The 25,684-nt window shown below is 70.0% G+C and carries 20 protein-coding genes; 8 read left to right on the forward strand and 12 right to left on the reverse strand.

What is annotated here, in order from left to right; all coding sequences use genetic code 11:
- Window positions 1–7: 7 nt before the first annotated feature.
- The 3 genes from ACIBH3_RS01165 to ACIBH3_RS01175 all read right to left on the reverse strand — a co-directional run bounded on the left by ACIBH3_RS01165 (window position 8) and on the right by ACIBH3_RS01175 (window position 4,185).
- Complete coding sequence (locus tag ACIBH3_RS01165; RefSeq protein ID WP_396309727.1) at window positions 8–730, reverse strand: ABC transporter permease; 723 nt, start codon at window positions 728–730, stop codon at window positions 8–10.
- Window positions 727–1,731 (reverse strand): ABC transporter ATP-binding protein, encoded by a 1,005-nt coding sequence (locus ACIBH3_RS01170; RefSeq protein ID WP_396309728.1) that lies wholly within the window; start codon window positions 1,729–1,731, stop codon window positions 727–729. The genes ACIBH3_RS01165 and ACIBH3_RS01170 overlap by 4 nt, the downstream gene beginning before the upstream one ends.
- Window positions 1,732–2,010: 279 nt before the next feature.
- A complete protein-coding gene (locus tag ACIBH3_RS01175) occupies window positions 2,011–4,185 on the reverse strand; it encodes a prolyl oligopeptidase family serine peptidase (RefSeq protein WP_396309729.1) in 2,175 nt (724 codons plus the stop codon).
- Between the two features lie 312 nt (window positions 4,186–4,497).
- Here ACIBH3_RS01175 and ACIBH3_RS01180 point away from each other — a divergent pair, with 312 nt between their 5' ends.
- The 8 genes from ACIBH3_RS01180 to ACIBH3_RS01215 all read left to right on the forward strand — a co-directional run bounded on the left by ACIBH3_RS01180 (window position 4,498) and on the right by ACIBH3_RS01215 (window position 15,193).
- Window positions 4,498–4,692, forward strand: coding sequence for a DUF2304 domain-containing protein (locus ACIBH3_RS01180; protein WP_396309730.1), 195 nt, complete (start codon window positions 4,498–4,500; stop codon window positions 4,690–4,692).
- Window positions 4,693–4,722: 30 nt separating this feature from the next.
- Window positions 4,723–5,679: an N-acetyl-1-D-myo-inositol-2-amino-2-deoxy-alpha-D-glucopyranoside deacetylase gene (gene mshB, locus ACIBH3_RS01185; RefSeq protein ID WP_396309731.1), complete on the forward strand. Its 957-nt coding sequence runs from the start codon at window positions 4,723–4,725 to the stop codon at window positions 5,677–5,679.
- Window positions 5,676–6,134: a DUF6113 family protein gene (locus ACIBH3_RS01190; protein WP_396309732.1), complete on the forward strand. Its 459-nt coding sequence runs from the start codon at window positions 5,676–5,678 to the stop codon at window positions 6,132–6,134. Before mshB ends, ACIBH3_RS01190 begins: the two co-directional genes overlap by 4 nt.
- Window positions 6,135–6,445: 311 nt before the next feature.
- Window positions 6,446–8,689, forward strand: coding sequence for a peptidoglycan binding domain-containing protein (locus ACIBH3_RS01195; protein ID WP_396309733.1), 2,244 nt, complete (start codon window positions 6,446–6,448; stop codon window positions 8,687–8,689).
- Between the two features lie 499 nt (window positions 8,690–9,188).
- Entirely contained in the window at window positions 9,189–10,154 is a 966-nt protein-coding gene (locus ACIBH3_RS01200; protein WP_396309734.1) for an ABC transporter permease, read from the forward strand.
- A gap of 49 nt (window positions 10,155–10,203) precedes the next feature.
- The gene (locus ACIBH3_RS01205; RefSeq protein WP_396309735.1) at window positions 10,204–11,196 is read left to right on the forward strand and encodes an ABC transporter permease; all 993 of its coding nucleotides are present in this window, start codon (window positions 10,204–10,206) and stop codon (window positions 11,194–11,196) included.
- A gap of 56 nt (window positions 11,197–11,252) precedes the next feature.
- Window positions 11,253–13,352, forward strand: a complete 2,100-nt coding sequence (locus ACIBH3_RS01210) for a dipeptide ABC transporter ATP-binding protein (RefSeq protein WP_396309736.1) — start codon at window positions 11,253–11,255, stop codon at window positions 13,350–13,352.
- Between the two features lie 140 nt (window positions 13,353–13,492).
- On the forward strand, window positions 13,493–15,193 hold the full coding sequence (locus tag ACIBH3_RS01215) for an ABC transporter family substrate-binding protein (RefSeq protein ID WP_396309737.1): 1,701 nt from the start codon (window positions 13,493–13,495) through the stop codon (window positions 15,191–15,193).
- A gap of 103 nt (window positions 15,194–15,296) precedes the next feature.
- On the opposite strand, the gene ACIBH3_RS01220 is transcribed toward ACIBH3_RS01215, so the two are convergent.
- From ACIBH3_RS01220 to ACIBH3_RS01260, 9 genes are all read right to left on the reverse strand, one after another.
- On the reverse strand, window positions 15,297–16,316 hold the full coding sequence (locus tag ACIBH3_RS01220) for an ABC transporter ATP-binding protein (protein ID WP_396309738.1): 1,020 nt from the start codon (window positions 16,314–16,316) through the stop codon (window positions 15,297–15,299).
- Window positions 16,309–17,397 (reverse strand): ABC transporter ATP-binding protein, encoded by a 1,089-nt coding sequence (locus ACIBH3_RS01225; protein ID WP_396309739.1) that lies wholly within the window; start codon window positions 17,395–17,397, stop codon window positions 16,309–16,311. The genes ACIBH3_RS01220 and ACIBH3_RS01225 overlap by 8 nt, the downstream gene beginning before the upstream one ends.
- Before the next feature lie 15 nt (window positions 17,398–17,412).
- Window positions 17,413–18,393, reverse strand: a complete 981-nt coding sequence (locus tag ACIBH3_RS01230) for an ABC transporter permease (protein WP_396309740.1) — start codon at window positions 18,391–18,393, stop codon at window positions 17,413–17,415.
- Window positions 18,386–19,330 carry an ABC transporter permease gene (locus ACIBH3_RS01235; RefSeq protein ID WP_396309741.1) on the reverse strand — a complete coding sequence of 315 codons (945 nt, stop codon included), beginning with the start codon at window positions 19,328–19,330 and terminating at the stop codon, window positions 18,386–18,388. Before ACIBH3_RS01235 ends, ACIBH3_RS01230 begins: the two co-directional genes overlap by 8 nt.
- A 93-nt stretch (window positions 19,331–19,423) precedes the next feature.
- Window positions 19,424–21,073: an ABC transporter substrate-binding protein gene (locus tag ACIBH3_RS01240; RefSeq protein WP_396309742.1), complete on the reverse strand. Its 1,650-nt coding sequence runs from the start codon at window positions 21,071–21,073 to the stop codon at window positions 19,424–19,426.
- 479 nt (window positions 21,074–21,552) lie between these two features.
- A complete protein-coding gene (locus ACIBH3_RS01245) occupies window positions 21,553–22,641 on the reverse strand; it encodes an ABC transporter ATP-binding protein (protein WP_396309743.1) in 1,089 nt (362 codons plus the stop codon).
- Window positions 22,634–23,683, reverse strand: coding sequence for an ABC transporter ATP-binding protein (locus ACIBH3_RS01250; protein ID WP_396309744.1), 1,050 nt, complete (start codon window positions 23,681–23,683; stop codon window positions 22,634–22,636). The genes ACIBH3_RS01245 and ACIBH3_RS01250 overlap by 8 nt, the downstream gene beginning before the upstream one ends.
- A 15-nt stretch (window positions 23,684–23,698) precedes the next feature.
- Window positions 23,699–24,697 carry an ABC transporter permease gene (locus ACIBH3_RS01255; RefSeq protein WP_396309745.1) on the reverse strand — a complete coding sequence of 333 codons (999 nt, stop codon included), beginning with the start codon at window positions 24,695–24,697 and terminating at the stop codon, window positions 23,699–23,701.
- Complete coding sequence (locus ACIBH3_RS01260) at window positions 24,690–25,616, reverse strand: ABC transporter permease (protein WP_396309746.1); 927 nt, start codon at window positions 25,614–25,616, stop codon at window positions 24,690–24,692. Before ACIBH3_RS01260 ends, ACIBH3_RS01255 begins: the two co-directional genes overlap by 8 nt.
- Between the last annotated feature and the right edge of the window lie 68 nt (window positions 25,617–25,684).

Below are 25,684 nucleotides of genomic sequence, written 5' to 3' on the forward strand. Positions count from 1 at the left end.
GCGATCATCATGCCTGCTCGGTGTCCCTGCGGTACAGGACGGCCGCAGCGGCCGCGAAGACCACCAGGAAGCCGGCCAGACCGGCGACCGCCGCCAGGTCCAGCGAGTGCCCGGGCCGGCTGAACGAGGCCAGCTCGTTGTACAGGTACACCGGGTCGAACCGGGCGAAGGGCCGCAGCGAGTCGCCCACCGGGAACCACGTCCCGCCGAACAGCGCCATCACCATGTAGGCGATCATCACGATCGGCTGCACCGCGTCCGGCTCCGCCGCGTACCCCAGTGCCACGCCCAGGGCGGCGAAGACGAAGCTGCCCAGCCACAGGGCCAGACCCAGACCCGCCCAGCGCGCGGCGCTGAGCTCCACGCCCTCGAAGTAGCCGACCGCGAAGACCACCAGGATCGCGGGCAGGGTGGTGACCGCGCAGGCCGCGATCTTGGCGGTGGTGTACGCCCACCCCGGCAGCGCCGTCAGCCGCAACTGCCGCACCCAGCCGCTGCCGCGCTCCAGCGAGATCCGCTGCGCGTTGCCGGTCAGGACGGCCCCGACCGCGCCGAAGGTGGCCATCGAGACCATGAAGTACGCCTTCGCGGGGATGCCCCCCTCGACGTTGCCGCCGTGGTGGGCGCTGATGAAGAAGACGTACAGCAGCCCCGGGTAGAGCAGCGTGAACAACAGGTAGCGCTTGTTGCGCAGGGTGCGCACGATCTCCAGCTGGATCAGGGTGGTCATCGCACACGCTCCTCGGCGGCGTAGTCGTCCTCGGTGTACCTGCCGGCGGTGTCCCTGCCGTCGGCGTACTCGCCGGTGATGGTCAGGAAGGCCTGCTCCAGGCCCAGCCCGGTGACCTCCAGGCCACGCGGGTACAGCCCCGCGCGGTAGAGACCGGCGACGGTCGCGTCGGCGTCGGCGGTGCGGATGCGTACCGTGCGCACGCCCGCGGGCCGGCCGCCGATGTCCAGCGACAGCACACCCGGCAGGCCGCGCAGCAGCCGCTCCTGCGGCGGGCCGTCGGCGGCGTGCAGGTCGAAGGTGACCCGGCGGGCGCCGGCCCTGGCCTTGATCTCCGCCGAGGAGCCGTCGGCGATCAGCCGGCCCCCGTGCAGGACCAGGACCCGGTCGGCGACCGAGTCCGCCTCCTCCAGGTAGTGGGTGGCGAACAGCACGGTGCGCCCGGCGTCGGCCTGCGCCCGCATGGTGGCCCAGAAGGCCTGTCGGACGGAGACGTCCATCCCGGTGGTCGGCTCGTCCAGCACGATCAGATCGCTCGCGCCGGCGATGGCCAGCGCGAACCGCACCCGCTGCTCCTGGCCGCCGGAGAGCTTGTCCACCTTACGGTCGGCGAGCTCGGCGACGCCGGCGTCCCGCAGCACCTCCTGGACGCCCCGGCCGCGCGGGTGGACGTCGCAGGCGAACTTCACCAGTTCGCGGACCTTGACGTCACCCATCAGCCCGCCGCTCTGCAGCATCGCGCCGACCCGCCCGGCCGCGATGGCCGCCCTCGGCGTGCCGCCGAACAGCGAGACGCTCCCGCGGTCGGGCGCGCGCAGGCCCAGCAGCAGATCCAGGCTGCTGGACTTGCCGGCCCCGTTCGGACCGAGCAGCGCCACCGTCTCGCCGGGGCGCAGGACCAGGTCCAGATCCCGCACCGCCCGGACGCGGCCGTAGCTCTTGCTGACCTGCCGGAAGGCGGCGACCTCACCGCCCACCCCGAAATCCGTCACGGTGTTCATCCGTCCCCGTCCCCGCTCTCTCTCCTGGCCCCGGCCGCTGCTCGGCCCGACCTCTCAAGAGTCCCGTCCGGGGGGTGGCCGACGGCAGTGTGCACCGTCGTGCTTCGGGGATGACGGATGTCATGCCGGGGCCCGGCCGGATGTCACCGGCTGTCGGGCGCCCCGGTCGCGCCCGGCGCACCGGCTGGAACGGGCGCGCTCAGCGCGCACGCGCGCCCGCGGGCGCACACGGCGGAGGGGGAGCGGGTACCCACGCCCCGCTCCCCCTCCGCTCTTCCGTCAGCCCGCCAGCGCGTGCTTGACGAAGTCCACCTGGAGCAGCAGCAGGTTCTCCGCCACCTCCTCCTGCGGCGTCATATGGGTGACCCCGGAGAGCGGCAGCACGGTGTGCGGGCGCCCGGCCGCGAGCAGCGCCGAGGAGAGCCGCAGGGTGTGGGCGGCCACCACGTTGTCGTCCGCCAGCCCGTGAATGATCATCAGTGGCCGCTCCAGGCCGGCCGCGTAGCCGGTCAGCGAGTTGGCGGCGTACACCTCCGGGCGCTCGTGCGGGTCGCCGAGGTAGCGCTCGGTGTAGTGGGTGTCGTACAGCTCCCAGTCCGTCACCGGCGCCCCGGCGACGGCGGCGTGGAAGACGTCGGGGCGGCGCAGCACGGCGAGCGCCGACAGGTAGCCGCCGTAGGACCAGCCACGGATCGCGACCCGCCCGAGGTCCAGCGGGAACTCCCCGGCCAGCGCGTGCAGCGCGTCCACCTGATCGTCCAGGGTGACGCCGGCGAAGTCGAGGGCGATCGACTTCTCCCACCCGGGGCTGCGCCCGGGGGTGCCGCGGCCGTCCGCGACGACGACGGCGAAGCCCTGGTCGGCGAACCACTGCGAGTTCAGGTGCGGGTTGTGCGCCTGGACGACGCGCTGCCCGTGCGGGCCGCCGTACGGGTCCATCAGCACCGGCAGCAGGCCGTCGCGCTCCCGGTCGTAGCCGGTGGGCAGGAAGACAGCGGCCGGGATGCGGCGTTCGCCGGCGAAGCGGAACACCGGCCGGGCGGTCAGTACCGGGGTCTCGGCGTACGACTCGATGGTGGCGATCTCGTCCACCACCACGCCCTCCGGCAGGTCCCGGCCGACCTGGACGAGCGCGCCGGGCCGGTTGTGCACGGAGGTCGCGCGGACGGTGATGCCGGCGGCGTGCACCGCGCTGGTGACGGAGGTGAACGGCTCGCCGTTGGCACTCTCCCAGGTCAGCCGCTTGCCGTCGTGGCTGATCCGCCCGACCGCGATCCAGCCGGGCTCCGGGTCGCTCTCCTGCTCGCCGCCGCCGGCGCTGAAGAACACCTCCTCGTCGGTGATCGCGACCACCGAGCGCAGCTGGAGGTCCGCGCCGGTGACGGGGTGGTCCCCGATCACCAGCGCCCGGACCCGGCCCTCGGCGCCGTCGGCACCGTCGAGGTCGGAGATCCGCACCAGCTTGCCGTCCGGGGTCCAGGCCGGCACCCCGGGGAACAGCTCCAGCCAGTGGTCGTCGGTCTCCTCCAGGAGCAGCTCGCTCGCGCCGGTCTCGACGTCCACGGCCCGTACCTGCTGGGTGCGCTGGTCCCGTGCCTGGACGAGCAGCAGCGGCGGGCCGCCGGCCGACCAGTGCACCCGGGCCAGGTACGGGAACGCCTCACGGTCCCACTCCACCTCGACCCGGCTGCCGTCGAGGCCGAGCACCCAGAGCCCGACCTCGGCGTTGGCCGTGCCGGCCGCCGGGTAGGCGATCTCGGCGGGCTCGGCGGCGGGGTTGGCCGGGTCGGCGATCCACCAGCGCTGCACCGGGCTGTCGTCCGCCCGCTCGACCAGCAGCCGGTCGCTCTCGGGGGACCACCAGAAGCCGCGGTCGCGGTCCATCTCCTCCTGGGCGATGAACTCGGCCTGCCCCCAGGACACCCCCTCGCCGTCCGGCTGGGCGAACGCCCAGTCACCGCTGCCGTCGGTGCGGGTCAGTCGCAGCTCGCCGGCAGCGGTGGCGTACGCGACGTAGGCGCCGTCCGGGGAGGGCCGGGGGTCGAGCAGCGGGCCCTCGGCGGGCAGCTCGCTCGCGGTGCCGGCCACCAGGTCGGCGACGAACAGCCGCCCGGAGAGCGCGAAGGCGGCCAGCCGGCCGGGGCCGTCGAGCGCGTAGCCGACGATGCCGGCCGAGCCCTCCCGGCTGCGCTCGCGCCTGGCCCGTTCGGCCGGGGAGAGGTCCTCCTCGCCGCCGCCGAGGAGCGCCACCGGGTCGGCGGCGATCCGCTCGCGGCCGGTGGAGGTGTCGAGGGTCCAGAGCCGGTTGGCGCGGTCGCCGCCGGAGAGCGAGCGCAGGAAGACGACCCGGGCCCCGTCGGATGTGACGGTGAAGGACCGGGGCGCTCCGACGGTGTAGCGCAGCGTCCGCGCGTACTGCCGGGGGAAGGTGTCCGCAGGGGTATCGGAGATCATGGCACCAGACCCTACGACCTGGGGGCGCTCCCGGCCGGGCCGACGTGATCACTCGTTCGGAGCATGCGGGCGAACTACCCCCGGAAGGGCCCCACACCCCCTCCCACCGGCCCGTGCGCCCCGTCGACGCCACCGTGCCCCGGCCACGGCGACTCACCGAACGTGATGCGCCGGTCACTTATCGGGTATTCCTGGTTCAACGAGTGTGCCGGGCCCCGTCCCGGGCCGGCCCGCTCGGATGCTGGTCCCCGCAAGGTCCCGACCGCCGCCCTCCCCAAGGGGCGGCGCACCCGAGAAGGGGTGTGAGCCGCCATGGCTTTGTCCATCTCCGCAGCCATGCTGATGCTGGTCATCGTGGTGATGCTGATCCGCCGCTCCGGCCTGAAGCTCGCGCACGCGATCATCTGCGCGCTGCTCGGCTTCTATCTGGCGTCCAGCTCCATCGCGCCGTCCATCAGCCAGGTCACCAGCAATCTCGCAGGGATGATCAACGGCCTGAAGCTCTAGCCGGGCCCGCGCGGTCGTTAGGCTCTCCCCATGACCGCGATTCCCGGACGCCGCCTCCTCCTGGTCCACGCCCACCCCGACGACGAGTCGATCGGCAACGGCGCGACGATGGCGAGGTACGCCGCCGAGGGCGCCTCGGTCACCCTGGTGACCTGCACCCTCGGCGAGGGCGGCGAGGTCGTCGTCCCGGAGCTGGCCCATCTGACGGCGGACCGGGACGACACCCTCGGCCCATACCGGATCGGCGAGCTGACCAGCGCGATGCGCGAGGTCGGCGTCGCCGACTTCCGCTTCCTGGGCGGCCCCGGCCGCTACCGCGACTCCGGGATGATGGGCGTGCCCGACAACCAGGCGCCCGGCTGCTTCTGGCAGGCCGACCCGGACGAGGCCGCCGGCCACCTGGTCGAGGTGGTACGGGAGGTCCGGCCCCAGGTGCTGGTCACCTACGACGAGAACGGCGGCTACGGCCACCCCGACCACATCCAGGCGCACCGGGTGGCGATGCGGGCGTACGAGCTGGCCGCCGATCCGGCGTACCGCCCCGAGCTCGGCCCGGCCTGGCGGATCGCCAAGGTCTACTTCAACCGGATGCCGCGATCGGTGATCGACGAGGGGCTGCGCGAGGCCGCCGCCCGGGCGCCGTTCCCCGGCGTCGCAGAAGCGGGGGACGTACCGGGCGTGGTGGACGACCATCAGATCACCACGGTGCTGGACGGCCGGGCCCACGCCGGGCGCAAGGCCGCCGCGATGGCGGCGCACGCCACCCAGATCACCGTCGACGGTGACTTCTTCGCGCTCTCCAACAACCTGTCCCAGCCGCTGCTGGCGACCGAGTACTACCAGCTGGTGCGCGGCCAGGCGGGCCCCGTCAGCCCCGAGACCGACCTCTTCGCCGGCCTGGACACCGCCGCACCCGCCCCGGCGGGCACCGGCGCGGACACCCGCCAGGACACCCCTGCGGACACCGCCGAGGAGGCGACCCGATGATCGACCAAGCCCCGACCCGCACCCTGCGCTCCCTGCCCGCCCGGGTGCTGGGCAGCCGCTCCGCGCGCCTGGCCGAGCCGCAGCCGCCGCGGGCCGGCCGGATCGTCGCGTATGTCGGGTTCTTCCTGCTCGGCATCGTGGTGTCGGTGTGCGGATCTTTCGTGCAGGCCTTGTGGGTGCCGGCCGGTCTGCTGATCTCGCTGGCGGCCACCGCCGCGGTCTTCTACGCCGGCCTCCGGGTGACCGGCACCAAGCTCGGCGCCGGCGTGCCGGTGGCCGGCTGGTTCCTGGCACTGCTGGTCCTGATGGTGCCTCGACCCGAGGGCGACGCGGTGCTCTGGCCGGGCTTCTCCTCGTACACGTACCTGTTCCTGGGCTCGATCATCGGGGTGATCTGCGCCACCCTGCCCACCCGTGGCGGCTACCTCCTGGGCGCCCCCCGCGCGGGTCGCTGAGCCCCGGCGGGAGGGGGCGCCGAGCGCCCTCGTACGCCCCCGACGAGCCCTGTCGGGCCCGCACACGACGAGCAGTCAGCACCCGGCGCCCGTAGTCTCATACCGGAGGAACCGGACGTATCGCGTTCCATCCGAACCAGTTCACCGCTCAGTTCTTCCCAGTATGGTGGTGCCGCAGGACGAGAAGCTGGTGTCGGTAGGGGATGCGGTCCGGTCCACACCCGGCGGTAACCACCGCCCAGCTGGACAGCCGCCCCACAACCCGCGATCGTGCCCCAGGCCACGACCCGCGAACCCGGAGCAGAGCAGCATTGAGCAGCCGCGAATCTGACAACGCGAACCCGACGCCCCGGCGCACGGGCCCGGACGCCTACCCGTCCGGCACCCCGCCGTACGGCATCCCGGGCATGCCCAACGGCAGCGACCAGGCTGCGCCGGCGGACCCGGGCGGGGACGAGGACGTCCCGAAGACCGAGACCACGCTGACCACCCGGGTGCGGATCAACATCCCCGGGTCACGTCCGATCCCGCCGGTGGTGGTGCGCAGCACCGTCAAGACCGAGGACGGCGGGGGCGAGGGCCCGCCCGCCGAGGTGCCCGAGCCCGCCGGCCCGCGCCACCGCTCCGCCGCGCCGTCCTCCCCCGTGCTCGGGGTGATGGAGGGCGGCCCGCGCACGGCCACCCCGCCGAACCTGCCGCCCGAGTGGCAGGGCGGCGAGCAGTCCGAGGCCGAGTCGACCGGCGAGTGGTTCCGGCCGCGGCAGAGGAAGGGCTCCGAGCCGGCTCCGGTGCCGGCCGCCGTGCCGGCCGGCGCCCCGCGCGATGCGGGCGAGAGCAGGCCCGCCGAGGCGCGCCCGAAGGACGCCCGCCCCGGCGGCGGCCGTCCGGGCGGCCAGCGCCCGGCGCAGGGCCAGCGTCCGGCCCAGGGACCGCGTCCGCCCCAGGGACCGCGTCCGACCGGTGCGCCGGCCTCGCCGTACGCGGCGGAGCCGGGCCAGGGCCGTTCCGACGACCCGTTCGGCACCAGCGTCAGCCCGAACGCCGCGCGGGCCGAGGCCGCCGCGTACGAGGACGGGATGCCCGATCCCCAGTCGCTGCCGGCCGACTGGCAGGCGGACGCCCCCGGCGGCGCCCCGGTGGACCCGTTCCAGCCGGGCCCCGAGCAGGGCCCGCTGCCCACCCGCCCGCACCCCCGTCAGGGCGGCGCTCCCGGCGCTCCGCAGGGCGGCGGCCGCGGTCAGCAGCGGCGGCCCGAGGCCGGCCAGGAGGACACCGCGATCGGCGGCTTCGGGCCGATCCCCGACGACACTGCGCAGTCCGCCGCCATATCCGGCATGCCGCAGCCCGGGCTGTTCGCCTCGGCGCCGCCGGCGGCCTCGCCGGCCGCGCCCGGCGCCCCGATGACCCCCGGTGGTCTCTTCCCCGGCGCCCCGGGCGCCTCCGGGCCCGGCGCCGACCCGTTCGGCCCGAGCGGCCAGTTCGCCTCCGGCCCCGGCCGCCCCCAGGCGGGCTCGCCCGCCGAGGGCTTTCCGGCGGCGCCGGCACCCGCCGCCCCCGCCGCTCCCGCTCCCGCCGCCAAGGCCGCGGCCAAGCCCGCCCCCAAGCGGCGCAGCAAGGCCGTCAAGCTGGTGGTGTACGGCGTCGCCGGGGTGCTCTTCCTCGGCGCGGCCGCGTACGGCACCGGGCTGATGCTGAACCAGGCGGACGTACCCAAGGGCACCGTGGTGCTCGGTACGGACATCGGCGGCAGCAGCCGTGACCAGGCGATCCACCAGCTCGACGACAGCGTCGCCAAGGCCGGCCAGCAGCCGGTGAAGCTGAAGATCAACGACCGGACGGTGGACCTCGACCCGCTGACCGCCGGGCTGAGCTTCGACACCACGGCCACCGTGGACGGCCTGACCCAGCACAACTACAACCCGGTCGTGGTGATCAACTCGCTCAAGGGCGGCGAGAAGGCCGTGCCGCCGGAGGTCAAGGTGGACCGGGCCAAGCTCAAGGCCGCCCTGGACGCGCTGGCCACCGGCTCCGGGCAGGGGCTGCAGGAGGGGTACGTCCGGTTCAGTGAGACCGGCGAGCCCGTCGTGGTGCCCGGCAAGGCCGGGCAGGCCGTGGACTCCGCCGCCGCCGTGGGTCAGGTCGAGCAGGCCTACCGGGACCGCGCCGCGGGCAAGGACGTGGCGCCGGTGCCGCTGTCCGTCACCGTCGCCCAGCCGAGGATCTCCGCTCAGGCACTCCAGGCCGCGGCCGACGGCATGGGCAAGGCCGTGGCGAGCGGGCAGGTGCACGTACTGGCCGGCGTCAGGAAGTTCGACTTCGGCAAGCTCGCGGCCTCCAGGGCACTCACCCTCGTCCCGGACGCCAACGGCAAGATCGTGCCCAAGTGGGACTACGACCAGCTGGGCGGCCTGCTCGGCGGGACCTTCGACAAGGTCAAGGCGCGCAAGGGCGGCGCCCTCGTGCCGATCACCGTTCAGGACGTCGCGGACGCGATCACCTCCGTCATGGAGAAGAGCGGCGACAAGGAACGGACCTTCAGGTTCACCACCACCTGACGCATCGTCGCACCGCTCCGGAAGGCCGGGACCTGGCATCAGGTCCCGGCCTTCCGGCGTCCGAAGGCGCTCGCGTCATGTCCGATAGTCGAACAGCTGATGGCCGATCAACACCCCTTATTCATGAGACGGTTCGTGGCGGATACTCGCCAATGGCGGTCCATAACTGGACATATCAGAATAACTTGCTTGCCCGCCACAAACGTTGGCACACAACCCGCCCGCGACCTGAAAAACCCGCCGCTGCCTGCGCTTTTCACCCTAGAACCCATGGTCAAAGGGGGCCTCAAACCTGCGACCAGGGTTTCTGCGTTACCAACCCTTGATTCGCCGCCGGTCGACAACGCTCCCCACGGTCAGCAAGATGTGGCACCAAGGCCGTTCCACAGCGGCGCGAAGTTTCTGTCCAGATCAGCGGCACTCCGAGCCCCCTCGACCGTGGCCCCGGCACCCGCACCGACTGGACCGCACGAGGGAGAGAAGCGCCTTGGGTCGCTACATGCTGCGCAAGTTGGCCAACTATCTGGTCCTGGTCATCATTGCCGCGTCCCTCACCTATTTCCTGGCCGGACTGAGCCTCAACCCGAAGGCGAAGTACGAGGGGCGCAACCCGCCCGTGCCGATCGCCACCATCACCAAGTCGCTGGACGACATCAACCAGAACCCGGACACCCCGATCCTGGAGCGCTTCGGGACCTGGGCCAACGGCGTCGCCCACGGTGACCTCGGCAAGACCATCGACAACAGCTCGGTGAACGACGACTTCGGCCGCCGGGTCGGCGTCTCCACCCGGCTGCTGCTGATCGCCACCCTGCTCGGTTCGGTCGGCGGCGTCGCCCTCGGCGCGCTCGGAGCCATCAAGCAGTACAAGTTCTTCGACCGGTTCACCACCGTCGGCTCGTTCCTGATCCTCGCCACTCCCGTGTTCGTCCTGGGCAGCGCCCTGCAGATCGGCGCCACCCAGTTCAACGACGGCTCGGCGACGATCAAGGTGGTGAGCGAGTACGACTCCGAGTTCCAGGGCCGCTGGGACTTCGAGGCGCTGGTCAACCGCGGGCAGCACATGCTGCTCCCGATGATCACCCTGGTGCTCATCCAGGTCGCCCTCTACAGCCGCTACCAGCGCAGCACCATGCTGGACGTGCTCGGCAGCGACTTCCTGCGCACCGCCCGCGCCAAGGGCCTGCGCCGGCGCGACGCGCTGGTCAAGCACGGTCTGCGCACGGCCGTCCTGCCGGTGGTCCCGCTGCTGGTCTACAACATCGTGCTGCTGTTCACCGGCGCCACCATCACCGAGAAGACCTTCGGCTGGCACGGCATGGGCGAGTGGCTGGTCGACTCGATCAACCGCAACGACGTCAACTCCGTCGCGGCGGTCGGGCTCTTCACCGCGGTCCTGGTGCTGATCGCAGGCCTGCTCTCCGACCTGCTGTACGCGGCACTCGACCCCCGGGTCCGGGCCTGACCCCCCGCGCCCAGGACCGACCCCGCCCCAGCCGCCCAGGAGAGCAGAGATGACCTCGACCACCGCCCCCGAAGCAGTAGCCCCAGCCGCCCCGGCCAAGAAGCGCACCAGCCGTGCCCGGCTGACCGTCCGCCGGTTCGCCCGTAACCGGATGGCCCTGGTGGGCCTGGGCATCATCGTGCTGCTGTTCCTCACCGCCTACCTCGGCCCGCTGTTCAACAAGTGGAACTACACGCAGCACGACTACATGGCGTTCATGTCGCCGCCCACCGCGGACCACTGGTTCGGCACCACCCAGGGCGGCCAGGACATGTTCGCGCTGACCATGCGCGGGCTGCAGAAGTCGCTGGTGATCGGCCTGCTGGTCGGCATGCTCACCACGCTGCTCGCCGCCACCGCGGGCGCCTTCTCCGCCTACTACGGCGGTTGGACGGACCGTTCGCTGATGTGGCTGGTCGACCTTCTGCTGGTCATGCCGAGCTTCCTGATCCTCGCCGTGCTCTCCCCGGTGTTCCGCTCCTCCAGCTGGCTGATCTTCGTGGTGATGATCGCCGCGTTCAGCTGGATGATCACCGGCCGGGTGGTCCGCTCGATGACGCTGACCCTGAAGGACCGTGAGTTCGTCAAGGCCGCCAAGTACATGGGCGTACCCGGGCCAGTGATCATCTTCCGGCACATCCTGCCGAACATGGCCTCGCTGCTGATCATCGACGCGGTGATCCAGGTCGGCGCCGCGGTGGTCTTCGAGTCCACGCTGTCGTACTTCGGCTTCGGCATCCAGCCGCCGGACGTCTCGCTCGGCACCGTGATCTCAGCGAACCAGAGCATGGCGATGTCCTACCCCTGGCTGTTCCTCTTCCCGGCCTCCGCCCTGGTCCTGATCGGCCTCGCGGTCTCCTTCATCGGTGACGGCCTGCGCGACGCGCTCGACCCCAACTCCACCGGTGCCAAGGCCAAGTGGAGCAAGAAGCTGGACCAGGCCACGGACCGCATGGCCATGGCCGAGGCGCCGTCCAAGGGCACCGAGGTGCTGACGTCATGACCCAGGCCTCCGGCAACCCAGCAGACAGCACCCGTACCAAGGAAGGAGTCCGACCGGTGACCGACACCCGGCTGGACAAGTCGCAGCCCTCGCTGGAGCAGCCCGTGCTGGAGGTCTCCGACCTCCACGTCTCCTTCCCCAGCGAAGCCGGCCCGGTGCGCGCGGTGCGCGGCGTCTCGTACGCCGTCCGCCCCGGCGAGGTGCTGGGCATCGTGGGCGAGTCGGGATCCGGCAAGTCGGTCTCCTCGATGGCCGTGCTCGGTCTGCTGCCGGAGAGCGCGCGGATCACCGGCTCGATCAAGCTGGCGGGTCGTGAGCTGCTCGGGCTGAACGACACCCAGCTCTCCGAGATCCGCGGCAAGGAGATCGGGATGGTCTTCCAGGACCCGCTCTCCGCGCTGACCCCGGTGTACAGCGTCGGCACCCAGATCATCGAGGCGCTGCGGATCCACCAGAAGATGACCAAGCAGCAGGCCCGCGAGCGGGCGATGGAGCTGCTGGACATCGTCGGCATCCCGGACCCCAAGCGCCGGGTGGACAACTTCCCGCACGAGTTCTCCGGCGGTATGCGCCAGCGCGCGGTGATCGCCATGGCGATCGCCAACGACCCCAAGGTGATCATCGCGGACGAGCCCACCACCGCGCTGGACGTCACCATCCAGGCGCAGGTGCTGGAGGTGCTCAAGAAGGCCCAGGACGTCACCGGCGCCGGCATCGTGATGATCACCCACGACCTCGGAGTGATCGCCGGCTTCGCCGACCGCGTCCAGGTGATGTACGCCGGCCGCCCGGTCGAGGCCGGCACCGTGGACGAGGTGTACTACACCCCCCGGATGCCGTACACCATCGGCCTGCTGGGCTCGATCCCCCGGCTGGACAACACCGAGCGCCGGGCGCTCACCCCGATCGAGGGCACCCCGCCGTCGATGGCCGCCCTCAAGCCGGGCTGCCCGTTCGCCGCGCGCTGCCCGATCGCGATCGAGGTCTGCCACGAGCGCGAGCCCGCGCTGAGCGAGCGCGAGGGCGTCGGGCACCGCACCGCCTGCCACCGCAGCCACGAGCTGGCCGCCGGTCTCGACCCGGCGACCATCTACCCCGTCCCCGAGCTGCCGCCGGTCGCCGAGACCAGCGCGCTGCCGCGCGAGCAGCGCCCCGCGGTGCTCGAGCTCACCCAGCTGACCAAGCACTTCCCGCTCACCACCGGCGCGATCGTCAAGCGCAAGGTCGGTACCGTCCGCGCGGTGGACGGCATCACGCTGGACATCCGCGAGGGCGAGACGCTCGGCCTGGTCGGCGAGTCCGGCTGCGGCAAGACCACCACGCTGCTGGAGATCCTGGACCTGCCCAGCGGCCAGGCCGGCACGGTGACCGTCTTCGGCAAGGACATCCGGGGCCTGAAGAGGGCCGACCGCAAGGCCCTGCGCCGGGACATGCAGATCGTCTTCCAGGACCCGATGGCCGCGCTCGACGCCCGGATGCCGATCGGCGACATCCTCGCCGAGCCGCTGAAGACCCACGGCTGGGAGAAGGAGCGGATCGCCGCCCGGGTGCCCGAGCTGCTGGAGCTGGTCGGCCTCAACCCCGACCACGCCGACCGCTACCCGGCGGAGTTCTCCGGCGGGCAGCGCCAGCGCATCTCGATCGCCCGCGCGCTCGCCCTGGAGCCCAAGCTGGTCATCCTGGACGAGCCGGTCTCCGCCCTGGACGTCTCCATCCAGGCGGGTGTGCTCAACCTGCTCGACGAGCTGAAGACCCGGCTCGGCCTGAGCTACCTGTTCGTGGCCCACGACCTGTCCGTGGTGCGGCACATCGCGGACCGGATCGCGGTGATGTACCTCGGCCGGATCGTCGAACTCGGTGACACCGAGGCGCTCTTCGCCGAGCCCTCGCACCCGTACACGCAGGCCCTGCTCTCCGCCGTGCCGCTGCCCGACCCGCGCAAGGAGCGGGAGCGCACCCGGATCATGCTCACCGGCGACCTGCCCAGCCCGGCCGACGTGCCGAGCGGCTGCCGGTTCCGCAACCGCTGCCCGAAGTACCTCACGCTCAGCGAGGGCGAGCAGCAGCGCTGCCGCGACGAGGACCCGGCCGACAGCCGGATCGGCGCCGACCACGTGGCGGCCTGCCACTTCGCCTCGGCGCTCGAAATCGTCTGACGGCGGCTCCCCCTCGCCTGCCCCGGGGCGGTCTTCCTTCGCCCCGGGGTCCGGTCACCCGTACCACCCCAGAACCACCCAAGAGCCACCCGTATCACCCGCACCGCCTCACCCGCCCGAAACCCACTGGGGGAACTCCCGTGAAGCACAGCAGAATCCCGCTCGCCCTGGTCGCCTCCGTCGCCGTCGCGTCCCTCTCGCTGACCGCCTGCAGCTCCAGCAAGGGCAGCGCGGACAACGCCGCGAAGGCCACCGAGGCCCCGAAGATGACGGCGATCGACATCAACGCGCAGGACCGTTCCGCCCTCAAGCAGGGTGGCACGCTGCACTACTCGATCGACCAGTTCTCCAGCCAGTGGAGCCCCCTCGAGGCGGACGGCAACGAGAGCTCGACCATCGAGGTCGCCAAGACGCTCTTCCCGACCCTGTGGCGCTCGGACGCCGGTGGCACCCAGACCCCGAACCCGGCGTACCTGCAGGACGCCAAGGCCGAGACCAAGGACGGCAAGCAGGTCGTCACCTGGACCCTCAACCCCAAGGCCAAGTGGTCGGACGGCACGCCGATCACCTGGAAGGACATCGAGCTCAACTGGAAGGCCCAGAACGGCAAGGACGCCAACTTCAAGGCGACCAGCACCGTCGGCTTCGACCAGGTCGACAGCGTCGTCAAGGGCAAGGACGACTACCAGGCGATCATGACCTTCGCCAAGCCGTTCTCGGAGTGGCAGGGCATGTTCAACTCGGTCGCCAACGCGCCGCTCCTCCCGGGCAGCCAGATGGACACCGCCGACAAGTTCAACACCGCGTACGTGGACGCCATCCCGGTCACCGCCGGCCCGTTCAAGTTCGAGAAGTTCGACAAGACCGCGCAGACCGTCAGCGTGGTGGCCGACCCCAACTGGTGGGGCGACAAGCCGATGCTGGAGAAGGTCGTCTTCCACGCCATGGACCCGGGCGCCGCCCCCAAGGCCTTCGCCAACGGTGAGGTCGACTTCTACAACAACGGCCCCGACGTGGCCGGTTTCAAGGCCATCCAGGGCACCGCGGACGGTGCGGTCCGCGAGGCCGGCGGCCCGAACTTCCGCCACGTCCAGCTGAACGGCAAGAGCCCGCAGCTGACCGAGGCCACCGTGCGTCAGGCGATCTTCCAGGCCATCGACCGCGACACCATCGCCAAGGCCGACCTGAACGGCCTCAACTGGCCGGCCACCGCACTGAACAACCACCTGCTGGTGGCCAACCAGAACGGTTACAAGGACAACTCCAACGGCCTGAGCAAGTTCGACCCCGAGGCCGCCAAGAAGAAGCTCGACGACGCGGGCTGGAAGCTCGACGGTGACGTCCGCAAGAAGGACGGCAAGGCGATGGAGCTCAAGCTCGTCATCCCGGCCGGTGTCCCCGTGGCCCAGAACGAGTCCTCGATGATCACCGAGATGCTGAAGAACGTCGGCATCAAGGTCAACACCTTCACCGCCCCGTCGAACGAGTTCTTCGACAAGTACATCTACAAGTTCGACTTCGACATGACGGTCTACGCGCTGCTCGGCACGCCGTTCCCGGCCTCCAGCGCCAAGCCCAACTTCGGGCTCGGCACGGTCAGCAACTACGCCCAGGTCGGCAGCGCCGAGGCCGACGCCGCCTTCGACCGGGCCGCCGCCGCGTCGGACGTGACCACGGAGTTCCAGGAGATCAACAAGGCCGACGAGGAGCTCTGGAAGATCGCGGGCCTGGTCACCCTGTACCAGCGTCCGGCGATCTTCGGCGCCAAGAAGAACCTGGCCAACATCGGTGCCCAGGGCCTCTCGGACGTCGTCTGGGAGAACGTCGGCTTCCAGAAGTGACGGTAGCCGCACCACGCTGAACGGCCGGGCCCCGGGAGATTCTCCCGGGGCCCGGCCCCTTTGTCCGGCCCGCGCGCTCGGCCGGCCCGCTCGCGCAGCGTGCTCAGCCCGCGCCGACCACGTCCCGTACCTCCGCGAAGTGGCAGGCCGACTCGTGCGCCGCCGCGCCCTTCAGCAGGCCGGGAACGGCCAGCAGCGGCTCCTCCACGGCGCACCGCTCCTGCGCCTTCCAGCAGCGGGTGCGGAACCGGCAGCCCGAGGGCGGGTTGGCCGGCGAGGGCAGGTCACCGGTGAGCAGGATGCGCTCCCGCCCCTCCCGGCCGGTCGGGTCGGGCACCGGTACCGCGGAGAGCAGCGCCTGGGTGTACGGGTGGGTCGGGGACGCGTAGATCTCGTCCTCCGTCCCGATCTCGACCATCTTGCCGAGGTACATCACACCGACCCGGTCGGAGATGTGCCGGACGATGGAGAGGTCGTGCGCGATGAACATGTAGGAGAGCTCGAAGTCGCTCTGGAGCTGCTCCAGCAGGTTGATCACCTGCGCCTGGACGGAGACGTCCAGCGCCGAGACGGGCTCGTCACAGATGATCACCTCCGGCTTGAGCGCCAGACCCCGGGCGATGCCGATGCGCTGACGCTGACCGCCGGAGAACTGGTGCGGGTACCGGTTGATGTACTCCGGGTTGAGGCCGACCACGTCCAGCAGGTCCTGCACCGCCCTGCGGCGGTCGCCCTTGGGGGCGACCTCGGGATGGATCTCGAACGGCTCACCGATGATGTCGCCGACCGTCATCCGCGGGTTCAACGAGGTGTACGGGTCCTGGAACACCATCTGGATGTTCCGGCGCACCGCCTTGAGGGCGGCGCCGGAGAGCTTGGAGATGTCCTCGCCCTTGAACAGCACCTGGCCGGAGGTGGCCCGCTCCAGGTTCATCAGCACCTTGGCGAGGGTCGACTTGCCACAGCCGGACTCACCGACGATGCCGAGCGTCTCCCCCTTCCGCAGCCCGAAGGAGATCCCGTCGACCGCCTTCACCGCGCCGACCTGCCGCTTGAAGAGGATGCCCTGGGTCAGCGGGTAGTGCTTGACCAGGTCCTTGACCTCCAGGATGGGCTCAGCCATGGAGGGTCTCCTTCCAGAGGTGGCAGGCACTGCGCCGGCCCGGCAGCTCGCCGCCGTCCGCGTCCAGCACCGGTACCAGCCGGGGCAGTTCACCACGGCACAGGTCCACCGCCCGGTCGCAGCGCGGGTTGAAGGCGCAGCCCTCGGGGATGCGCAGCAGGCTCGGGGGCAGGCCCTTGATGGCGTACAGGTCCTGGCCCTTCTGGTCCAGCCGCGGGATCGAGTTCAGCAGTCCCTTGGTGTACGGGTGCGCGGGCCGGGCGTACAGCTCGTGCACGGGGGCCGTCTCGACGATCCGGCCGGCGTACATCACCGCGATCTTGTCCGCGACGTCGGCGACCACGCCGAGGTCGTGGGTGATCAGGATCAGGCCCATGTTGAACTCGGCCTGGAGCTCCGCGAGCAGGTCCATCACCTGGGCCTGGACGGTCACGTCCAGGGCGGTGGTCGGCTCGTCCGCGATGATCAGGTCCGGCTCCAGGGCCAGCGCCATCGCGATCATGATGCGCTGGCGCATACCACCGGAGAACTGGTGCGGGTAGTCCCCCACCCGCTGCCTGGCCGCCGGGATGCGCACCCGCTCCATCAGCTCGACGGCCTTCTCCTTCGCCTCCTTGCGGGAGGCGCCCTGGTGCACCCGGAACATCTCGCCCAGCTGGTAGCCCACGCTCAGCACGGGGTTGAGCGAGGAGAGCGCGTCCTGGAAGATCATCGCGACCTTGCGGCCGCGGATCGCCCGCCGGTCCTTGGAGCTCATGGCGAGCAGGTTCTCGCCGCGGAAGCGGATCTCACCCGCGGTGATCCGGCCGGGTGGCATGTCCAGGATGCCCATGATCGCCTGCGCGGTCACCGACTTACCGGAGCCGGACTCCCCCAGCACCGCCAGGGTCTCCCCGGCCGCGACCGAGTAGCTGACCCCGTTGACGGCCTTGGCCACGCCGTCCCGGGTGTGGAACTCGATGTGGAGGTCGTCGACCTCCAGCAGCGGCGTGCCGGACGTCAGTTGCTCGCGCCCGCCGAGCACCTCCACCGTCTCGCCGGGTGCCGTGGCGTCCTTCGAAAGCTTCGGTACGGAAGTCATCGTCCGCAGCCCTCCTCAGCGCAGCTTCGGGTCGAGGGCGTCGCGCACCGCGTCGCCGAGCATGATGAACGCCAGCACCGTCACACTCAGCACGACGGCCGGGAACAGCAGCACGTGCGGGGCGTTGAGGAAGCGGGACTGCGCGTCGCTGATCATCAGACCCCAGGAGATGGCCGGGGACTGGATGCCGATCCCCAGGTAGGAGAGCGCGGCCTCCGCCCCGATGTACACGCCCAGGTTGATGGTCGACACCACGATGACCGGGGCCACCGCGTTGGGCAGGATGTGCCGGCTGACGATCCGTCCAGTGCCCGCGCCCAGCGCCCTGGCGGCCACCACGTAGTCGTTGTGCTTGTTGGCGAGCACCGCCGAGCGCATCAGCCGGTAGATCTGCGGCCAGCCGAGGACGGCCATCACCATCGAGACCGTGAAGGCGTTGCCCTTCTGGAAGTTGGCCATGATCAGCATGCCGCCGAGCAGCAGCGGGATGGCGAAGAAGATCTCGGTGACCCGGGAGAGCAGGCTGTCCCAGAGCCCGCCGACCCACCCGGCCAGCAGTCCGAGCACCCCGCCCACCAGCACCACCAGCGTGGTGGTCAGCAGACCGACGATGATCGAGTTCCGGGCGCCCCACACCGTACGGGTGTAGACGTCGCAGCCCTGCACGTCGAAGCCGAACCAGTGCTCGGCGCTCGGGCGCCTCAGCGAGTCCTGGAGCTGGCAGAAGCCCGCCGACCGCGGGTCCTGGTCGGTGAACAGCCCCGGGGCGATCGCCAGCGCCACCATGAACAGCACCAGCACGGCGCCGATCAGGAACAGCGGGCTGCGCCGCAGGTCGTACCAGGCGTCCGTCCAGAGGCTGGCGACCCGCTCGCCCTTGCCGCCGGGCTCGGGTACGGCCGCCGTGGCCGGTTCGCCGGTGGCCTGCCCGGGGATGGTGACGCTGTCGGCCGGCACCGGGTCGGCCGCGTGGTCGCTCTTGGTCGGCTCACTCATAGCGGATCCTCGGGTCAAGGACGGCGTACAGCAGGTCGACCACCAGGTTGGCGAACAGGTACACCATCACCAGCGCGCTCACGATGCCCACCACGATGGTCCGCTCCCGCAGGTAGACGGACTGGAAGAGCTGGTGGCCGACGCCGGGGATGTTGAAGATGCCCTCGGTGATCACCGCACCGCCCATCAGCCCGCCCAGGTCCATGCCCAGGAAGGTGACGATCGGGATCAGCGCGTTGCGCAGCCCGTGCCGGACCACCACCCGCAGCGGGCCGAGGCCCTTGGCGACGGCGGTGCGCACGTAGTCCGCGCGCATCACCTCGATCAGGCTGGTCCGGGTGAGCCGGGCGACGTACGCCAGGGAGGTGGAGGCCAGCACATAGGCGGGCATCAGATACGACCTGAACCCCGCCTCCTCGTTGAAGGAGACCGGGAAGAAGTCGATGTCGTAGTCGGTCTTGAGCTTCACCCCCAGCAGCAGCTGGAGCACGAAGCCGATCACGAAGACCGGGATGGAGATCACCATCAGGGTCGAGATCATCACCACGTTGTCGATGAACCGCCCGCGCCGCAGCGCCGCCGCCACACCGGCCGTCACGCCGACGACCATCTCGATGCCGAGCGCCGTCAACGCCAGGTTGATGGTGTACGGGAAGGCGTTGGACATCACGTCCACCACCGCGTTGCCCCGGTAGTCCTCGCCGAAGTCGCCCATGAACAGGTGCGAGAGGTAGTACCAGTACTGGACGAAGAACGGGTCGTTCAGGTGGTAGCGCTCCTGGAGCACCGCCACCACGGTCGGATCGCTGCGTTTCTCACCGGCCAGTGCCGTAATGGGATCGCCAGGCAGCAGGAAGACCAGCGCGTAGATCAGGAACGTCGCGCCGAGGATCACAGGAATGGCCTGGATCACCCGGCGGACCACATAGCGGCCCATGAGGCCTCCTCGTGGTTGGGGGGTACGCCACCGACGGGCGGCACGGGGGTCTCCCGCGCCGCCCACCGGGACGGACCACCAGCTGGAGGGCGGTCAGGCCAGTTCGACGTTGGCGAAGTCGATGCGGCTCTGGGCGTCGACGGCGACGTTCTTGACGGTCTTGGTGTAGGCCGAGGAGGACATGTACGTGTAGATCGGGATGTACGGGACCTCCTTGATCAGGACGTCGTCGGCCTGCTGGTACAGCTTCAGACCTTCCTCCTGAGTGGTCGCCTTGTCGGCCTTGTCCAGCAGGGCCTCGAAGTCCTCGTTGACATAGCCGCCGTAGTTGGAGCCGTTCTCGATCGCGATCTTGGAGAAGATCGGGCGCAGGTAGTTCTCGGCCGCCGGGTAGTCCATCGACCAGGCCATCCGGAAGGCGCCGCTGTACTTCTGGTCGCCGAGCGCGGTGAGGATCGCGCCGAACTTCTCGAACGGCTTGAAGGTGACGTCGACGCCCAGGTTGGCCTTCAGCTGGTTGCCGACCGCCTCGATCCACTCCTTGTGGCCGCCGTCGGCGTTGTAGCCGATCTCCATGGCGTTGCCGGGCAGACCGCCGGCCTGGCTGAAGAGCGCCTTGGCCTTGGCCGGGTCGTACTTGGCGACGTCGCCGAGCGCGCCCTTGCGGTAGCCGGGGATGATCGGGCTGATGAAGTCATCGGCCGGCTTGCGGGTGCCACTGAAGATGGTCTTGCAGATCGCGTCGCGGTCGATCGCCATCGAGATCGCCTTGCGGATGTCCGGCTTGGCGAACGCCGGGTTGGTGGCGATCGGGAAGCCGAGGTAGCCGATGGCCGACTCCGGCTGGTAGACGTACCGGTCACCGAACTCCTGGGCGACGGTGGCCATCGCCGAGATCGGCAGCTTGTTGGTGATCTGGATGGTGTCCGCGCGGAGATCGTTGTAGGCCGTTTCGAGCTTCTCGTAGATCTTGAAGGTGACGGAATCCAGCTTCGCCTTTCCGTCCGCCGCCGGGAAGTTCTCGAAACGCTTCACCTTGATCTGCTTGTTGTGCTCCCACTTCCCGTCCATCTGGAACGGGCCATTTCCGATCGGCGCGTCGTCGAACGCCTTCGGGTCATTGAAGAACGCGGCCGGGAGCGGGAAGAAGGCGTTGTAGCCCAGCATGGTCTTGAACTGGGAGAACGGCGCCTTCAGAGTGACGGTGAAGGTCTTGTCGTCGATGACCTTGAGGCCCTTGAGTTCCTTGCCGGTGGGCTTCTTGTCCTTACCCGGCGCAAGCTCCTCGGACCCGAGAATCTTGTCGAAGAACGGCAGGCCCTCCAGCGCGTTGTCCTGGTTGGCACCGTAGTTCCAGGCATCCACAAAGGACTTCGCGGTGACCTTCTCGCCGTTGTGGAAGGTGTAGCCGTCCTTCAGCTTGATCGTCCAGAGCGTGGAGTCCTTGGTGTCGATCGACTCGGCCACCCGCAGCTTCGGCTCACTCGTCTTGACGTCGTACTTGACCAGGCCGGCGAAGATCGCGCTCAGCACCGCCGAACCCTCGGACTCCGCGGTGTTCTGAGGAACCAGTCCGTGCTGGGGCTCACCGGACTCGACACTGATCGAACCGCCGGTCTTCCCCGCCGCCCCACCGCTCGCCGCGTCCGTCGCCTTCTTGCCGCCACCGGTGCTGCACGCGGAGATCGCGAGTGCCGTACACGCCGCCAGAGCGGTCCAACGCATCGTCTTGGTGAGCCTCATTCAACTGCCTCTCGATTTAGGGGCTTACGAACGAACGGCAACCTCGCCACTCGGTGTGCCGGCCACGGCGAGGATCGGACATCAGGGCAGTGCGCCGCGTCGGCGTTGTGACCACTGATACGCGCAGAGCAACTATCGATCACCCACCCCCTCCGGCGGAATCGTCGTCACATCTCTTTTCAGTTACATGCTCAGGCCAAGTCATGACAATGCTCGCCAAATTCCGGCATATCGCGCGCGGAGCCTCTTCCTCCGGTTGCCGAATACCGAACAGGAAGCTCCGGAATTCGGCACCTTACGCGGCGTAACACTCAAAAGCTCTTCAATCGCGCGCCCAGCATTCGGGAGTTCCGGTCGGGCGCACGGGAAAGCGCGCCCCCGGTGGGGGGCGCGCTAATTGGTGCCCATGGTGCTATTGATTCTTCTGTTGCCTATGGTGCTGCTGTTACCAGTGGGATCAGAAGGTATTTCCGGTGAATTCAGGAGGGCGCGGTGTGATCCCGCTCCGCCGCGAAGTGGCAGGCCGACTCGTGCTGGGCGAGCCCCTCCAGCCAGGACGGCGCGGCCAGCAGCGGCTCCTCGACGGCGCACCGCTCCTGCGCCTTCCAGCAGCGGGTACGGAACCGGCAGCCCGAGGGCGGGTTGGCCGGCGAGGGCACGTCACCGGTCAGCACGATCCGGTCCCGGACCTCCCGCGCGGTCGGGTCGGGCACCGGTACCGCGGAGAGCAGCGCCTGGGTGTACGGGTGCGTGGCGTGCTCGTAGATCTCCAGGTCACTGCCGATCTCGACCATCTTGCCGAGGTACATCACACCGACCCGGTCGGAGATGTGCCGGACGATGGAGAGGTCGTGCGCGATGAACATGTAGGAGAGGTTGAAGTCGCTCTGGAGCTGCTCCAGCAGGTTGATCACCTGCGCCTGGACGGAGACGTCCAGCGCCGAGACGGGCTCGTCACAGATGATCACCTCCGGCTTGAGCGCCAGACCCCGGGCGATGCCGATGCGCTGACGCTGGCCGCCGGAGAACTGGTGCGGGTACCGGTTGATGTACTCCGGGTTGAGGCCCACGACGTCCAGCAGGTCCTGGACGGCCTTGCGGCGGTCGCCCTTGGGGGCGACCTCGGGGTGGATCTCGTACGGCTCACCGATGATGTCGCCGACCGTCATCCGCGGGTTCAGCGAGGTGTACGGGTCCTGGAACACCATCTGGATGTTCCGGCGCACCGCCTTCAGCGCCGCACCCGACAGCTTGGAGATCTCCTCCCCCTTGAACTTCACCGACCCGCCCGAGGCCGGCTCCAGGTTCATCAGCACCTTGGCGAGGGTCGACTTGCCACAGCCGGACTCACCGACGATGCCGAGCGTCTCCCCCTGGCGCAGGTCGAAGCTGATCCCGTCGACCGCCTTGACCGCGCCGACCTGCTTCTTGAAGACGATGCCCTTGGTGAGCGGGAAGTGCTTCACCAGCTCCCGCACCTCAAGGATCGGCTCGCCGGCCGCGACCGGCCTCGCGAACACGACGTCCTCCGGTACCGGCACGTTCAGCGCGTGGGCCCCGCTAACCATGGAGGGTCTCCTTCCAGAAGAAGCAGGCGCTGCCCCGGCCGGGGATCTCGGTGCCGTCCTCCTCGGTGACCGGGAACAGCCCGGGCACCTCGGCACGACAGATGTCCTGCGCGCGCGGGCAGCGCGGGTTGAAGGCGCAGCCCGGCGGGATCCGCAGCAGGTTGGGCGGCAGCCCCTTGATCGCGTAGAGCTCCTGGCCCTTCTGGTCCAGCCGCGGGATGGAGTCCAGCAGGCCCCGGGTGTACGGGTGGGCGGGCCGGGCGTACAGCTCGTGCACGGGGGCCGTCTCGACGATCCGGCCGGCGTACATCACGGCGATCTTGTCCGCGACGTCGGCGACCACGCCGAGGTCGTGGGTGATCAGGATCAGGCCCATGTGGTACTCGGCCTGGAGCTCCGCGAGCAGGTCCATCACCTGGGCCTGGACGGTCACGTCCAGGGCGGTGGTGGGCTCGTCCGCGATGATCAGGTCGGGTTCGAGGGCCAGCGCCATCGCGATCATGATGCGCTGGCGCATACCGCCGGAGAACTGGTGCGGGTAGTCCCCCACCCGGTCCTTGGCGGCGGGGATGCGCACCCGGTCCATCAGCTCGACGGACTTGGCCTGCGCCTCCTTGCGCGAAGTGCCGTGGTGGGCCCGGAACATCTCGCCGAGCTGGTAGCCCACGGTGAGCACCGGGTTGAGCGAGGAGAGCGCGTCCTGGAAGATCATCGCGATCTTCTGGCCACGGATCTGCCGGCGCTCCTCCTTGCCCATCGTCAGCATGTCCTGGCCCCGGAAGCGGATCTCGCCCTTGGGGATGCGGGCCGGCGGCATGTCCAGGATGCCCATGATCGCCTGCGCCGTGACCGACTTGCCGGAGCCCGACTCGCCGAGCACGGCGAGCGTCTCACCGGCACTGACGCTGTAGTTGACCCCGTTGACGGCCTTGGCCACCCCCTCCCTGGTCACGAACTCCACGTGCAGGTCCCGGACGTCGAGCAGCGGCCCCTGGAAGGGCGCCTCCCGGGCGGGCTTGCCGGTGTCGACAGCAGTACTCACGATGCGTCCCCTCGCTCAGCGCAGCTTCGGGTCGAGGGCGTCGCGCACCGCGTCGCCCAGCATGATGAAGGCCAGGACGGTGACCGACAGTGCGGCGGCCGGGAAGAACATCACGTACGGGGCCGTGCGGATCACCTTCTGGGCCGAGGAGATGTCGATGCCCCAGGAGATGGTGGGTGCCTGGAGGCCGATGCCGAGGAAGCTCAGCGTCGCCTCGGTGGCGATGTACCCGCCGAGCGCGATCGTGGCGACCACGATCACCGGGGCGACGGCGTTCGGCAGGATGTGCCGCAGCATCAGCCGCCCGGTGCCCGCGCCGAGCGCCCGGCCTGCCACCACGAAGTCGGCCTGTTTGATCGTCAGGACGGAGCCGCGCATGACCCGGGCGATCTGGGTCCAGCCGAGCACCGCGAGGGCGACGACGACCGTCCAGACCGTGCGGATGGTGAACGCGTTCAGCAGCACCAGCGCGCCGAGCAGCAGCGGGATGCCGAAGAAGATGTCGATGATCCGGGAGAGCACCGCGTCCACGGCGCCGCCGAAGTACCCGGCCACCATGCCGGTCAGCCCGCCGAGCAGGGTGACCGCGGCGGTGACGCAGATGCCCACCGTGACCGAGGCCCGGGCGCCGTACACCACCCGGGCGTAGATGCTCCGGCCCTGGCCGTCGTAGCCGAACCAGCCGGCCCCGAAGAAGTCGGTCCAGTCCGGGCGCTTCAGGTAGTCGTGGACCAGGTCGGCCTTGCGCGGATCGGCGTCGGTGAAGGCCCACGGGAAGATCGACACCACCACCAGCAGCACGATCAGCACCGCCGAGAGCAGGAAGATCGGCCGCCGTCGCAGATCCCGCCAGGCGTCGCCCCAGAGGCTGCGGGCCTCCTCCCGCTTGACCGGGTCCGCCTCGATCAGCGTCTCCTGCTCGACCGCCCTGCCCTGCTCGCCGGCGTAGTCCAGATGGTCGACGCCGGGCGTGGGGTGCGGTTCGAAGCCGCTCTCCTCATGCATGTCAGGCATAGCGGATCCTCGGGTCCAGGACCGCGTAGAGCAGGTCGACGATCAGGCTGGCGACCAGGTAGACGATCACCAGGACGGTCACGATGCCGACCACGGTCGGCCCCTCCTTCTGGTTGATCGCCCGGTACAGGACGTTGCCGATGCCCTGGACGTTGAAGATGCCCTCGGTGACGATCGCACCGCCCATCAGGGCGCCGAGGTCGGTGCCGAGGAAGGTGACGACCGGGATCAGCGAGTTGCGCAGCAGGTGGCGGGTGATGATGGTCCGCCGGCGCAGGCCCTTGGCCACGGCCGTGCGCATGTAGTCGGCCCGCAGGTTCTCGCCGATCGAGGTCCGGGTGAGCCGGGCGACGAACGCCAGTGAGAGCGAGCCGAGCACGATGGCGGGCAGGATCAGCTGGGAGAGGTCCGTGGAGTCCTGGACGGTCGGGGTGACCCAGCCCAGGTCGGTCGCGAAGATGGTCTGCGCGACGTACGCCAGGACGAAGACCGGGATGGAGATCACCACCAGGGTCAGCACCAGCACCAGGCTGTCCTGGAGACTGCCCCGCTTGAGGCCCGAGACCAGGCCCAGCGCCAGGCCGACGACCAGCTCGAAGGCGAAGGCCATCAGGGCCAGCCGGATGGTCACCGGGAACGCGTCCGCCATGATCTCGGAGACCGGGCGGCCGGTGAAGCTCGTCCCGAAGTCACCCTGGAAGAGGTTGCCCATGTAGTGCAGGTACTGCTTCCAGAGCGGCTGGTCCAGGTAGTACTTGTGCTTGATGTTGGCCACCACCGCGGGGTCCGCGGCCTTCTCCCCGAACAGCGCCGTGACCGGGTCGCCCGGCAGGCTGTAGACCATGATGAAGATCAGGAATGTGGTGCCGAAGAACACCGGGATCATCTGCAGCACCCGCCGCAGTACGTAGCTGCCCATCGCGCCTCCTTCCGCTGTGCCTGAGTGCCTGGGCCCCACCCTCCGTGCGGGGAGGGCGGGGCCGGCGA

The sequence above is a fragment of the Kitasatospora sp. NPDC050543 genome (assembly GCF_044457565.1).
GTDB lineage: Bacteria > Actinomycetota > Actinomycetes > Streptomycetales > Streptomycetaceae > Kitasatospora.